The organism is Geodermatophilus sp. SYSU D00684, assembly GCF_054050455.1.
Genome location: NZ_JBJGZI010000010.1, coordinates 72,668 through 84,802, shown reverse-complemented (window position 1 = coordinate 84,802; position 12,135 = coordinate 72,668). Strand labels below are relative to the sequence as shown.

Annotated in this window: 13 protein-coding genes; 4 read left to right on the top strand and 9 right to left on the bottom strand. The window is 76.4% G+C overall.

Annotated features, from left to right (window positions below; translation table 11 throughout):
* Nucleotides 1-7: 7 nt before the first annotated feature.
* From ACI79L_RS09235 to ACI79L_RS09220, 4 genes are all read right to left on the bottom strand, one after another.
* On the bottom strand, nt 8-994 hold the full coding sequence (locus tag ACI79L_RS09235; protein WP_456936499.1) for a pilus assembly protein TadG-related protein: 987 nt from the start codon (nt 992-994) through the stop codon (nt 8-10).
* Nucleotides 982-1,377 carry a TadE/TadG family type IV pilus assembly protein gene (locus tag ACI79L_RS09230; protein ID WP_456936498.1) on the bottom strand — a complete coding sequence of 132 codons (396 nt, stop codon included), beginning with the start codon at nt 1,375-1,377 and terminating at the stop codon, nt 982-984. The genes ACI79L_RS09235 and ACI79L_RS09230 overlap by 13 nt, the downstream gene beginning before the upstream one ends.
* Nucleotides 1,378-1,457: 80 nt before the next feature.
* Nucleotides 1,458-1,673: a Flp family type IVb pilin gene (locus ACI79L_RS09225; protein ID WP_456936497.1), complete on the bottom strand. Its 216-nt coding sequence runs from the start codon at nt 1,671-1,673 to the stop codon at nt 1,458-1,460.
* Nucleotides 1,674-1,854: 181 nt separating this feature from the next.
* Nucleotides 1,855-2,577 carry a prepilin peptidase gene (locus ACI79L_RS09220; protein WP_456936496.1) on the bottom strand — a complete coding sequence of 241 codons (723 nt, stop codon included), beginning with the start codon at nt 2,575-2,577 and terminating at the stop codon, nt 1,855-1,857.
* Between the two features lie 376 nt (nt 2,578-2,953).
* Between ACI79L_RS09220 and ACI79L_RS09215 the strand changes: the two genes are divergently transcribed.
* Together ACI79L_RS09215 and ACI79L_RS09210 are read left to right on the top strand one after the other, a co-directional pair.
* Entirely contained in the window at nt 2,954-3,220 is a 267-nt protein-coding gene (locus ACI79L_RS09215) for a DUF1905 domain-containing protein (protein ID WP_456936495.1), read from the top strand.
* A 54-nt stretch (nt 3,221-3,274) separates the two neighbouring features.
* Nucleotides 3,275-4,777: a DUF222 domain-containing protein gene (locus ACI79L_RS09210; protein ID WP_456936494.1), complete on the top strand. Its 1,503-nt coding sequence runs from the start codon at nt 3,275-3,277 to the stop codon at nt 4,775-4,777.
* A gap of 120 nt (nt 4,778-4,897) precedes the next feature.
* Here ACI79L_RS09210 and ACI79L_RS09205 read toward each other — a convergent pair whose 3' ends face one another.
* The 4 genes from ACI79L_RS09205 to ACI79L_RS09190 form a co-directional block, all read right to left on the bottom strand.
* Nucleotides 4,898-5,638 carry a hypothetical protein gene (locus ACI79L_RS09205; RefSeq protein WP_456936493.1) on the bottom strand — a complete coding sequence of 247 codons (741 nt, stop codon included), beginning with the start codon at nt 5,636-5,638 and terminating at the stop codon, nt 4,898-4,900.
* A gap of 160 nt (nt 5,639-5,798) precedes the next feature.
* Complete coding sequence (locus tag ACI79L_RS09200) at nt 5,799-7,637, bottom strand: TerD family protein (protein ID WP_456936492.1); 1,839 nt, start codon at nt 7,635-7,637, stop codon at nt 5,799-5,801.
* A gap of 69 nt (nt 7,638-7,706) precedes the next feature.
* Nucleotides 7,707-8,339, bottom strand: a complete 633-nt coding sequence (locus tag ACI79L_RS09195; protein ID WP_456936491.1) for an SIMPL domain-containing protein — start codon at nt 8,337-8,339, stop codon at nt 7,707-7,709.
* Nucleotides 8,340-8,346: 7 nt separating this feature from the next.
* Nucleotides 8,347-8,847, bottom strand: coding sequence for a hypothetical protein (locus ACI79L_RS09190; RefSeq protein ID WP_456936490.1), 501 nt, complete (start codon nt 8,845-8,847; stop codon nt 8,347-8,349).
* A 197-nt stretch (nt 8,848-9,044) separates the two neighbouring features.
* Between ACI79L_RS09190 and ACI79L_RS09185 the strand changes: the two genes are divergently transcribed.
* Both ACI79L_RS09185 and ACI79L_RS09180 read left to right on the top strand, forming a co-directional pair.
* On the top strand, nt 9,045-9,479 hold the full coding sequence (locus ACI79L_RS09185) for an SRPBCC family protein (RefSeq protein ID WP_456936489.1): 435 nt from the start codon (nt 9,045-9,047) through the stop codon (nt 9,477-9,479).
* Nucleotides 9,480-9,520: 41 nt separating this feature from the next.
* Nucleotides 9,521-11,182 (top strand): CocE/NonD family hydrolase, encoded by a 1,662-nt coding sequence (locus ACI79L_RS09180; RefSeq protein ID WP_456936488.1) that lies wholly within the window; start codon nt 9,521-9,523, stop codon nt 11,180-11,182.
* A 3-nt stretch (nt 11,183-11,185) separates the two neighbouring features.
* On the opposite strand, the gene ppk2 is transcribed toward ACI79L_RS09180, so the two are convergent.
* Entirely contained in the window at nt 11,186-12,022 is an 837-nt protein-coding gene (gene ppk2, locus ACI79L_RS09175; protein WP_456936487.1) for a polyphosphate kinase 2, read from the bottom strand.
* Nucleotides 12,023-12,135 lie beyond the last annotated feature (113 nt).

Below are 12,135 nucleotides of genomic sequence, written 5' to 3'. Positions count from 1 at the left end.
AGGGCCCCTAACGGATCAGTCGGAGGATGGACGCGCCCAGGTCCGGGGCGTCGGTGCTGGTGTCGAAGGCGCCGGAGGCGTCGACGAAGCGGGTGAAGTAGCCGCGGATGCAGCGCTCCTCGCCCTTGCAGGGCTCACCGGAGTCGAAGAGCCCGCCGAAGTGGTAGCCGGTGATCGTGAAGGCGGCGTAGCCGTAGACCTGGTACCAGGCGCCGCTGCCGGTGCCGCCGGACTCGTCGAAGATCGGCAGCAGCACGGTCCGGCCGACCAGGGCCGCGACGTCGCCGACCGAGCAGCCCTGCGAGGGGTTGTTGCCCGGCTCGGAGTCGAAGCGGTTGCCCATCCGAGTGGTCGCCTTGCAGGAGTTGCCGCCGTCGGACTGCAGCCAGCCGAAGCCGCCGGGCACGAACATGCGCGAGGGTCCGGTGCAGCCGGTGTCGGACTTCTTGGGCAGCACGATGGTGCGTTCCGTGGTGCCCGAGGGCGTGCCGCCGCCGGTCTGGGCCTGCCACTCGCACCAGGAGAAGATCAGCGGCAGCATCGCCGTCCCGCCGCTGGGCGCACCCCAGGTGACCGTCGCCGTCGCCGAGACGGAACTCGCGTCGTGGCCGATGACCGGGGCGAACCAGTGCTCGCGGGGGGCGCTGCCGGTGACCGTCACGCGGGTGGGCCCGCTCTGCAGCACCGGCGGGGCCGCGGTGGCCGCGCCGGCGCCGGCGGCGGCCTCGTCGTTGGCGTCGACCAGCTCCTGGGCGGTGGCCTGCATGTCGCCGCAGGCGCCGCGGGCGCAGTCCCGGGCCACCGCGAGGGCGGCGGCGTCGGCGGCGACCTGGAGGCGGGCCTTGTCGGCGTAGAGGGCGCCGACGTCGACGGCGATCGCGGTGAAGCCGAGCAGCGGGACGAGCAGGACGGACAGCAGCACGGCCACCGCGCCGTGCTCGCCGGCCAGCCGGCGCCGGACGCGGGCCCGCAGCGGGCGGATCAGCCGTTGCACCGCATGACCCCCGTCCCGGTCAGGTCGACGTCGGCGCCGAAGAAGCCGGTCAGGAAGGGCATCGGGTAGCTGATGGTGACCTGCACGTTGGCCGTGGTCGTCGCGGTCATCGGGCACGCGGCGGGCGTGATGGCGATCTGGGCGTCGGTGATCGCCGGGTCGAGGCTGGGGGCGGCGTCGCGGACGGCGGCGCGGGCCGCGGCCGGGTTGCTCTGCAGCGCCATGACCCGGGCGCCCTCGCGGGCCGCCGCGGACAGGGTCCCCTGGACCTGGAAGGCGTGGCCGAACTCGACGATCCCGAGGACCAGGATCATCAGCAGGGGCACGATCAGCGCGAACTCGACGACGCTGGCGCCGCGCTCGCGGTGCAACCGCTTCCTCATGTCAGCCTCCTCCCTGGACGCTGCGGCCGGGCGTCGTGGCGACTCGTCGTCGCCACGACGCCCGGAGCCCGGTGTGTGGATCAGCCCTGCGCGTTGGCGTCCTGGAGGCCGCCCAGCACCGTGGTGAAGAGCTGGTCCAGCTGGGGGCCGAGCAGGAGCAGGGTCGCGATGATCGCGACGGCGATCAGGCCGACGAGCAGGCCGTACTCGACGGCGGTGGCGCCCTTCTCCTCCCGCTCCACGCGGTCCTTGGCGAGGGAGACGAGGGTGACGAGGGCGGCGAGCGGGTTCAGCACGGTTCTCTCCTGTGGGGGTGGGCCGCCGGTCCGGATCGGTCGACCCGGCCAGTCACGGCGCTGCGGACACCGTCGGGCAGGAGATGCGGAGACTTGAGGGTTCTTCACCCCGTCTGAGGAGGTGGTTCATCCTCCCGGTGCGCTGAGCACACAAACGGTCACGCTGCGTATCTGACTTTCGTCAGGTGACGAGCGGGGCCAGGACCACCAGTCCGGTGCCCAGCAGCAGCGCCGGGCCGAAGGGCAGCTCCGTGCGCAGTCCCGCGCGGCGGACCGCCATCAGCCCCAGAGCGAGCACCGCCTGGACTGCGAACCCGGCGAACAGGCCGAGCACGACGTGCGGCCAGCCGAGCCACCCGAGGTACAGCCCGAGGACGGCGCCGAGCTTGACGTCGCCCATCCCCATGCCGGCCGGCGAGACCAGTGCCATGACCAGCAGGACACCGAACACGGCCGCGGCCGCGAGCACCGCGCGCAGCAGCGCCGGCCACTCCCCCGTGACCGCCGCCGCGCCGGCGAGCAGGACGGTGCCCGCGACGAGGGTGGGCAGCACGACCCGGTTGGGCAACAGCGAGTGCTGCCGGTCGATCGCGGCCAGCAGCACCCCCGCGACGGCCAGCAGGAGGTAGGCGGGCAGCACGGCGGAGACGCCGAAGCGCCACGCGGTCAGCGCGCAGAGCGCGGCGGTCAGGAGGACCAGGACCGGCCGTGCCGCCGGCCGCTCCCCCGCTCGCGCGTCCTGCGCCGGGAGCGACGCCCCGCCGGCGGGCACCCGGGCGTCCCGGCGCCGCGTCCCCGGTCGCCGTGCGGGCCAGGGGAAGGACGCCGCAGCCCGGTCGACCGCCACGCCTGCGGCCAGACCGAGGAGCGTGACGACCCCGGTGGCGACGGCGGTGGCGGACACGGCCGTCACGATGACACGGCGCGACTCGCGGCCCCGTGAGCGAAATGCGCCCCCTTCGGGTGAGATCCCCGGCGTCGACGCGGTGGCAGGATCTGGGGTGGCGATGGCGACGGCGGCTTCCGGTCGCGGCTCGGCGTCGCGCTGCTCGGCGTCGCCGGGCTCGTCGCATTCGCCGGCGGGTCGCTGCTCGCCCGCCGGGACGGCGGACGTCCGGGCGTTCCCGGGCATGGCGCCCGAGACGGACCAGGTCCCGGCCGGTGGTTCGCTCGGGCTGTTGGGCGTGTTCCTGTTCGTCTGCGTGCCGCCCGCCGTCATCGGGCTGTTCCTCGTCGGCTGAGCCTGCCGGACCGTCGTCCCCGTCCGGCAGGCTGCGCGCGTGCCCTTCGACGCGACGCTCGTGCGGTGGCCCGGTGCCGGCGGCTGGGTCTTCGCGCCCGTGCCGGCGGAGCACGCGCCGGAGACCGCCGGTCCCTTCGGCCGGGTTCCCGTGACGGCGACCGTCGACGGGCGCACGTGGTCGACCAGCGTCTGGCGTGACCGAGCAGCGGGCTGGCTGCTCCCCGTGCCCGCGCGGATCCGTCGGGGCAAGGACGACGGCGACGTCGTCACCGTCGACGTCGAGGTGGACCCCGTCCGTTTATGAGAACCCGCCGCTGACCTGCGGGAACTGTCGTACCCCCGCCGTAGCGTGCGGGGTGTGGAGGAGGTCGCCGGCTACGTCTCGCCGGTCGAGCGCGCGCTCGCCGGCTGGCTGCTCCAGCGGCCGGTGTCGATCCCCCGGCTGCCGGTGGCGCTGCTGACCCGGGAGCAGAAGGCGGCCGAGCTGGCGCGCGTCGCGGCGATGGAGGCGATGACCGCCGCGTACAAGGCCGAGCTGGTCCTCGGCCTCGCGGACGACTCCCCCGATGACGACGACCCCGCACCGGGGACGCCCGGTGCCCGCTCCGGGTCGTGGAAGCCGGACACGGAACTACCGGGTGTCTCGGAGTTCTTCACCGCCGAGCTGGCGGTGGTGCTCAACGTCGGCCGCGGCACCGCCTCCCACCTGGCCCACCGGGCGTGGACGTACCGCAGCCACCTGCCGGCGACCTGGGCGGCGCTGGCCGCCGGCACGCTGGACGAGGCGCGTGCCAAGGCGCTGGTCGACGTGCTGGAGCACACCACCGCCGCCACCGCCCGGGCGATCGAGGCCCGGCTGCTGCCCGAGGCCACCGACCTGACGGTCGGCAAGCTGAAGAAGAAGGCGCTGACGCTGCTGCAGGAGGCCGACGCCGACGCCATCGACGGCCGCCGCACGCAGGCCGAACGGCACGCCGACGTGCGGCTGTTCGACGGCCCGTTCGACGGCATGGCCACCCTCGCCGCCGACCTGCCCGCCGACGTCGCCGCCGCCTGCCACGCGTTCGTCGACGCCCTCGCCCGGATGCTCAAGGCCGACGGCGACCCCCGCCCGATCGGGCAGCTGCGCACCCTGGTCTACGCCGACCTGCTGCAACGCCCGTGGGAGACCGGCCACCCGCCGGTCACCGCGCACCTGCAGGTCATCGCCACCCTCAGCGCGCTGGCCGGGCGCAGCGCCGAGGCCGGTGCGGTGAACGGGTTGCCGATCACCGCCGCCCACCTGCGGGAGCTGCTCATCCGGCTCGACGCCCTGGGCCTGCGCGTTCCGGAGGGCGGATCAGTGACCCTCGCCCTGGGCGACGACGACGGCACCCTCCGCGCCACCACCACGCTGGACCAGCTCCGGCGGCTCGCCCGCGTCGGCTGCCCCGACCACTCGGACACCGACTGTGACTGCGCGGTGCTGGGCCGGCCCGAACCGACCGACCGCTACGCGCCCTCCGCGCCGCAGCAACGGTTCGTACACACCCGCGACCGCACCTGCCGCTTCCCCACCTGCGGCCAGCGCGTCGGGTGGGCCGACGCCGACCACGTCATCCCGCACGCCCACGGCGGCCCCACCGACTGCGCCAACCTCTGCTGCCTGTGCCGCAGCCACCACCGCCTCAAGACCCTCGCCAAGGGGTGGCGCTTCCAGATGACCCCGGACGGGGTGCTGACGGTGACGACCCCCTCCGGGATCACCAGGACGACCCGCCCACCGGGCATGAGCCCGCCATCGGCCGACCCCGACCCACCGCCCGACGATCCCGGACCACCTCCAACGGCCGACCCGGGCGACGAGCCTCCACCGTTCTGACCGAGCCGGCGGGCGTCGGCTCGTGCACGTGCGCCGAGCCGACGCCCGTCCTCACCGCACCGCAGCGTCGCAGCCGCCGCCTCCCTGCCGGGGTGCCCGCTGCCCTGCCGCGTGCCCACGTCAGCGGCCGTACCGGACGTGCAGCAGGCCGTCGTCGGTCTCGGCCAGCCGCCCGCCCGCCGCGGCCATCGCCTCCGCCGCCCGCGCGAGCCGCTCGTAGGCGGCCGCCGCGTCGGGCAGCGTCGCCGCCCGGTCGGCCGCGTGCCGGAAGGTCAGGAACTCGACCGTCCGGACGAGGACGCCACCGACGACCGCGTGCACCCGCAGGGCGCTGCCCTCGGCAACCAGGTCGCGGCCGGGCCCGACCCGGGCCTCGACGACCACCCAGCGCCGGGAGCCGAGCTCCGCCGGCGGCACCTGCCGGATGAGTTCCGTGAGCACCTCGCGGGGCAGGTCTGGCCCGCCCACCTGCACCGCGCCTCCCCCGCCGCGGGCCACGACCGGGCTGCCGGGGACGGCGCCGACGGACAGCACGTCGTCCCCGGGGAGGGGTGGCTCGTCGACCACCCGGACCCGCCAGCGCAGGACGGGGGCGACGCCGGGTGCCGGCAGCGGCACCGGCGCCGGGGACGAGTGGGCGCGCTGCCGCCGGGACGGGCGGGTCGCGAGCAGGTGGCCGTCGCGCATCGGCTGGGTCAGCGTCCAGCCGGCGGCGTGCGCGGCGCGGAGCTCGGCGGCCAGCGCGCGGACCCGCGCGGCGGCGTCGGCCAGCGAGACGACGTCGTCGAGGCCCCAGCGGTGCTCGGTCTCGTGGCGGGAGCCCGGCCAGGGCGACGGCGGGCGGGAGAGCTGCGTGGTCATGTCGGTCCTCGCGCGGACGGGACGCCGCGGGGCGGGGAGCCGGCGGGGACCGCCGGGCCGGCGCCACGGGGACGGACCGTCTCGCGGGTCGGGGCCGGCGGGTGTCCCCGCGCGGGGTCCGGCGCCGACCGGCCGATCATGGCACGGGCGCGGCCGGGCGTCAGTCCCCGTCCTCGACGTCCACGCCGTGCCGGACGGCGAGCGCCGCGAGGTCGTCGTCGTACCCCTGGCCCACCGCTCGCCACCGCCACGAGCCGTTGCGCAGGTAGAGGGTCGCGAGCACCAAGCTGCGCTCGGTGGTCGCCGCGTCGAGGGTGGCGCGGGCGATCGGCGCTCCCTCCCCGTCGCGGAGGACCAGCTCGACGGCGCCCACGTCGCCGAAGGTGGTCTCGCCGTCGACGGCGGCGGCCAGCAGGACGCGCCGCTGCGGCGCCGGGAGCGAGCCGGGACGGAGTGCACACAGCGCCTCCCCCGGTGTCCCGACGGTCATGGCGACCGCGCCGGAGGGGTGCTCCGGCGCGTTGAAGAAGACGAGGTCCTCGTCCACGGCGACCTGCTCGTCGGCGTCCACGACGAGGGCGACGACGTCCACGTCGAACCGGACGGCGGCGTGCCGCCCGGGGACCGCCCACCGCACCTCGGCCAGCCAGTCGGAGCCGGCGGGCAGGTCCATGACCTCACCGCGGACGAGCACCCGCGCCGGCGGCGCCTCCACCCGTTCGATGGGAGCCTCGGCAGGGGCGGCCGGCGCTTCGGCCCCACCCTCCGGATCCGCCTCCGGCCACGCCACGGGAACGAGGGACTCCGCGTCGAGGAGGGACACCTCGAGCGCCCGGGCCCTGGCCTCACGCGGGTCCGTGCCCGGGCTGCCGAGCAGGACGACTCCGGTGACCGAACTCGTGAGGTTGACGGCCACGCTCGCGCCCGCGGCGAGCAGACGGGCCCGCACGGCCGTCGCCGCCTCGTGCTGCCCACCGAGGACGAGGACGCGCCGCCCCGCCAGCGGCCCGGTGGCCTCGGGCGTGCGAGGGGCAGGGGCCACGGGCGGCGCGACGGCGACCGTCTCCACCTGCTTCGGCACCCCGGGCTCGACCGCCGCGAGCAGTCGCAGGAACTCGGCCTCGGTGACCACCGGCGTGCCGTGCTGCCGGGCCCGAGCGGCCTTCCCGGTCTGCTCGTCGGCCCGGTTGCAGACGAGGACGTGGGTGCGCCCGCTGACGGTGTTCATGACGTCCAGTCCGGCAGCGGTGCAGCGCCGCACGAGGAGCTCCCGCGGCGTGCCGGTCGCCCCGGTGACCACCACCTTCATGCCCTGCACGAGCGGGGTGCCGGGTGCCCAGGCGCCGGGCGCCCGCCACGGGCACGGTGTCCGGGGCGCCTTGGCCGGCCGGGCCTCCACGACGCCGTCGGCGCAGGCGGTGACCGGGAGGTCGACGTCGTGCCGGGCGGCCGCGACGAGCGAGTGGCGGAGCACCTCGGTCAGCACCCGGACGTCGTCGACCGCGTCGTGGGCACGCCGGGGACGGACGCCCCAGTAGCCGGCGACCGACGCCAGCTTGAAGTCGACCACGGGGAGGTCGAGCCGCCGGGTCAGGGCCAGGGTGCACAGCCGCTGCTCGACCGGCAGCCGTCGTCCGGCGCGCGCCGACTCCGCGGAGAGGAACCGGTGGTCGAAGGCGGCGTTGTGCGCGACGACGATCCGCCCCGCGACCAGACGGTGGACGTCGTCCACGACGTCGGCGAACTGCGGGGAGCCGCGCAGCTTCGCCCGGGTCAGCCCGTGGACGTGCGTCGGCCCTGGGTCGCAGCCGGGGTCGAGCAGCGTGGACCACGTCGACTCGACCGAGCCGTCCGCCGCCATCTGCGCGACGGCGACCTGGAGGACCCGGTCACTGGCCGCGTGCAGGCCCGAGGTCTCGACGTCGACCAGCGCATAGCCGTACGGGTAGCGGCGCGCGACGTCGGCGGGCAGGACCGGTGAGCTGAGGACCCCCGTCATGCGGCGGAACGTAACCCCGGGTACCGACACGGCCCGGTTCCGTGACGGGCGTGTCGTCGCTCCCCCGGGTCACTCCCCCAGGGCGAAGGTCGCCTCGACGACGGCGCGGACGACGACGTCCTGCGGGTCCAGCTCCAGCGCGGGACCGCCGCCGCGGGCCATGACCGCCATGGCCTCCGGGGCGCCCGGCACCGCGGAGGACAGCCCCGGGTCGGCCAGCTCCAGCAGCGGCCCGAGCGGGCGGCCGACGGCGTCGGCGAGGTCGGTGGCGGCCTCGCGGGCGGCGGCGACGGCGGCCCGGCGGACGGCGCGGCGCGCGGCGGCGGCGTCGTCGAGGTCCCAGGAGACGCCGCCGATCCCGGCGCCCGCCGCGGCCACGACCTCCGCCAGCTCCGGGACGGCGCCCGCGTCGGCCTGCACGGTGCCGCCCACGGTCGCCTCCCACCCGGCCCGCTCGGCGGTGCCGGTGTCCCAGACGAACCGCTCGTGCACCGACACGCGCGACAGCACCACGGCCCGGACCCCGGCGGCCCCGGCGAGCGCGGCGCGCAGGCCGGCGGCGACCTCCGACGCCAGCGCCAGCGCCGCGGCCCGGCCGTCCGGGGAGACCTCGCGGACGTGCACCGCGACCGTCGCGCAGTCGGGCGCGTGGTCGGCGGAGGCCTCCCCGCGCACGCGGACGACGGCCGGCGGCAGCGTCACGCGGGCGTCAGCCGACCGCAGGCGCGGGCCGCGCGGTGAGCTCGGCGACCACCGACTCGTAGCAGCCGTGCAGCAGGTCCAGCCGCTCGACGAGCCGGTCGACCCACGCCGCGGACGTGCTCACCGGCACCGGCTCGAACATCAGCGACCAGAACAGCCGGTCCACGTGCGCGGTGCGCACGAACCGCCGCTCGTCCACCGACAGGGTCGACCCGACGGCCGCGGCGAACCGCCGCGCGGCCTCCCTCCGCAGCCGCCCCGGCGCCGCGGGGACGGCCAGGCCGATCGCCCGGCCCAGCAGCGGGACCAGGCGCGGGCGGTCGGCGTCGGAGAGCACGTCGTTGGCGTGCCGCAGGACGGCGGCCAGCTCCGCGTCGACGCACGCCGGGGCGTCGCTGAACGGCTCACCGGCCAGCAGGGCCGTGTACTCGAGGAAGCACGCGCCGCGTACGGGCGTGCGGTGCCGTCCCCGGCTCAGGACGGGCAGGAAGTCAGGGCTCCGCGTCATGGTCACCGCCCCTCCGGGCCGCCTCCGGCCCTCGGCGCGACGAGCGTAGGTCGGCGGGGCCGCTCAGCGCAGTCCCTCGGGCACGGCGAGACCGCGCCGCGACCACCCGGCCACGGCGAGCCCGCAGCGGGAGCCCTCGACGGCGCCGCACGACGTCGGCCACGGTGGGCGGACGCCGACCCGAGGAGCCCCGCGCGATGACCCGGCTGTCCACCGCGATCGAGATCGACGCGCCGCCCGAGCGGGTGTGGGCCGAGCTCACGGACCTGGGCGCCTATCCCGAGTGGAACCCGTTCATCGTCCGCGCCGAGGGCGACGTCGTCCCCGGCGCCCGGCTGTCGCTGCGGATGCAGCCGGTGGGCGGGCGGGTGCTGACCATCCGCCCGCGCCTGCGCGAGGTCGCCCCGGCCCGCGAGCTGCGGTGGCTCGGCCGGCTCGGCGTCCCGGGCCTGTTCGACGGCGAGCACGCCTTCCGCCTCGAGCCCGCCGGGGCGGGCACCCGGCTGGTCCAGGAGGAGACCTTCCGCGGTGTGCTCGTCCCGCTGCTGGCGCGGTCGCTGCGGCGGAGCACGCTGCCCGCCTTCGAGGCCATGAACCGGGCGCTCAAGGAGCGCGCGGAGCGGACCCCCTGAACCGCCCTCCCGGGCACACGGACGGTCGGTAGCGTCCGGCCGTGACCGTCCTGAGCAGGCTGGGCGCCCTGGCCGCGGACCTCGCGCTGGGGCTGCGCCCCACCGCCGGCACGTACACCGTCGAGCGGGACCTGGCCGTCCCCGTGCCGGACGGCGTCGCGCTGGTGGGCGACCTGTGGCGCCCCGCCGGCGCGCGCGGACCGCAGCCGGTCGTCCTCGTCCGCACGCCTTACGGCCGGGCGGGTGCGGGCGGGCAGCTGTTCGCCGCACCACTGGCCCGGCGCGGGCTGACGGTCTTCCTGCAGGCGACCCGCGGCACGTTCGGCTCGGGCGGGCACTTCCGCCCGTTCACCACCGAGCACGAGGACGGCCTGGCCACCGTCGCCTGGCTGCGCGCCCAGCCGTGGTGCGACGGCCGGGTGGCCACCACCGGCGGCAGCTACTCCGGGCACACGCAGTGGGCGGTGGCGCCCTACGCCGACCCGCCGCTCACCTCGGTGTCGCCGCACATCACGTCGGCCGACGTCAGCGGCACGATGTTCTTCCAGAACGGCGCGCCCGCGGTGCACACGGCGCTCGCCTGGTCGGCGTACATCGGCCGGCAGGAGCGCGGCGGGCTGCTCGGCGGCCTGCCGGACCCGCGGCTGCGCAGGCGCGTCCGCCGGGCGCTCGGGCAGCTGCCGCTGCAGGCCGCCGACGTCGCGGTCGCCGGCGGGCCGGTGCCGTTCTGGCGCGACTACGTGGCGCACTCCGAGCCCGGCGACCCCTTCTGGTCCGCAGCCGACCACGGCGGCGCGGACCTGACCCGCCTGCCCCCGGTCACCATGGTCACCGGCTGGTGGGACCTGTTCGCCGCCGGGCAGATGGCCGACGTCACCGCCCTGCAGGCCGCCGGCGTCCCGGTGCGGATCACCGTCGGGCCCTGGCTGCACGGCGAGCTGGGTGAGCTGCGGGCGATCGTGCGCAGCGACGTCGCCTGGCACCGCCACCACCTGCTCGGCGGCCCGGTGCCCGAGGGCGCCGCCGTCCGGGTGTTCCTGCAGCAGGCCGGCCGCTGGCTGGACCTCGACCAGTGGCCGCCGGCGCGGGCCCGCGACGAGGTCCTGCACCTGCGCGCCGGCGGCCGCCTCGGGGGCACCCCGGAGGACGAGGCGCCCAGCCGGTTCACCTACGACCCGGCCGACCCGACGCCGACCGTCGGCGGGCCGCTGCTGCAGCCGCCGGGCAAGCAGGCCGACAACCGGGAGGTCGAGGCCCGCGACGACGTCCTGGTGTTCACCGGTCCCCCGCTGCCCGCCGACCTCGACGTCGTCGGGCCGGTGCGGGCGCGGGTGCACGTGCGCACCGAGCTGCCGCACGCCGACGTCTTCGTCCGCGTCTGCGACGTCGACCCCGCGGGCGTCTCGCGCAACGTCGTCGACGGGATCCGCCGGCTCGACCCGCGCACCGTCCCGGCCGACGACGTCGCGGTCGCGGGCGACGGCACGCTCGCCGTCGACGTCGCGCTGTTCCCCACCGCCTACCGGTTCCGGGCCGGCCACCGGGTGCGGGTGCAGGTCAGCGGCGGCGCGTTCCCGCGGTTCGCGCGCAACCCCGGCACCGGCGAGCCGCTGGGCACGGCGACGGAGCTGCGGGCCAACCGGTTCGAGGTGCGGCACGACGCCGCGCACCCCTCGTGCGTGGTGCTGCCGGTCCTCCCCTGACCGTCAGGGGACGACGTCGGGGACGAAGCGCTGGGTGTCGATGAGCGGGCGCACGTACTCCTCGTCGTTCGGCGGCCGCGGCGGCAGCACCGGCGGCTCGGGGGTGAGGTCCTCGTAGGGCACCTGGCCGAGCAGGTGGCTGATGACGTTGAGGCGGGCGCGCGTCTTCACGTCGGCCTCGACCACCCACCACGGCGCCTCGGGGATGTCCGTGGCCGCGAACATGGCGTCCTTGGCCTTGGAGAAGTCGACCCAGCGGTTGCGCGCCTCGAGGTCCATCGGGCTGAGCTTCCAGCGCTTGGCCGGGTCGCGCAGCCGCGCCTGGAACCGCTTCTCCTGCTCGGTGTCGCTCACCGAGAACCAGTACTTGAGCACGGTGATCCCGCTGCGGACGAGCATCCGCTCGAACTCGGGGCAGGAGCGCAGGAACTCCTCGTACTCGTGGTCGGTGCAGAAGCCCATGACCCGCTCGACGCCCGCGCGGTTGTACCAGGACCGGTCGAACAGGACCATCTCGCCGCGGGTGGGCAGGTGCTCCACGTAGCGCTGGAAGTACCACTGCCCGCGCTCGCGCTCGGTCGGCGCCGGCAGGGCCACCACCCGGGTGGCCCGCGGGTTGACCGACTCGGTGATGCGCTGGATCGCGCCGCCCTTGCCGGCGGCGTCGCGGCCCTCGAACAGGACGACGACCCGCAGGCCCGTCGCGCGGATGTACTCCTGCTGCTTGACCAGCTCGATCTGGAGGCGGGCCATCTCCTTCTCGTAGTACGCGGGGTCGACCTTGCGGGTGGATCTGGGTGCCTCCTCGACGGAGGGGCCGGACCGCTTCTTGGACGCCATGCCGCAGCATCGACCCGCCGCGCCCGGTGGGACAAGGGACGGGAGGATGCCGGGGTGCTCACGGCCGGGGACGGGGATCCGCCCGGTCGCCGTCGGCGACGTCGACCCGTACC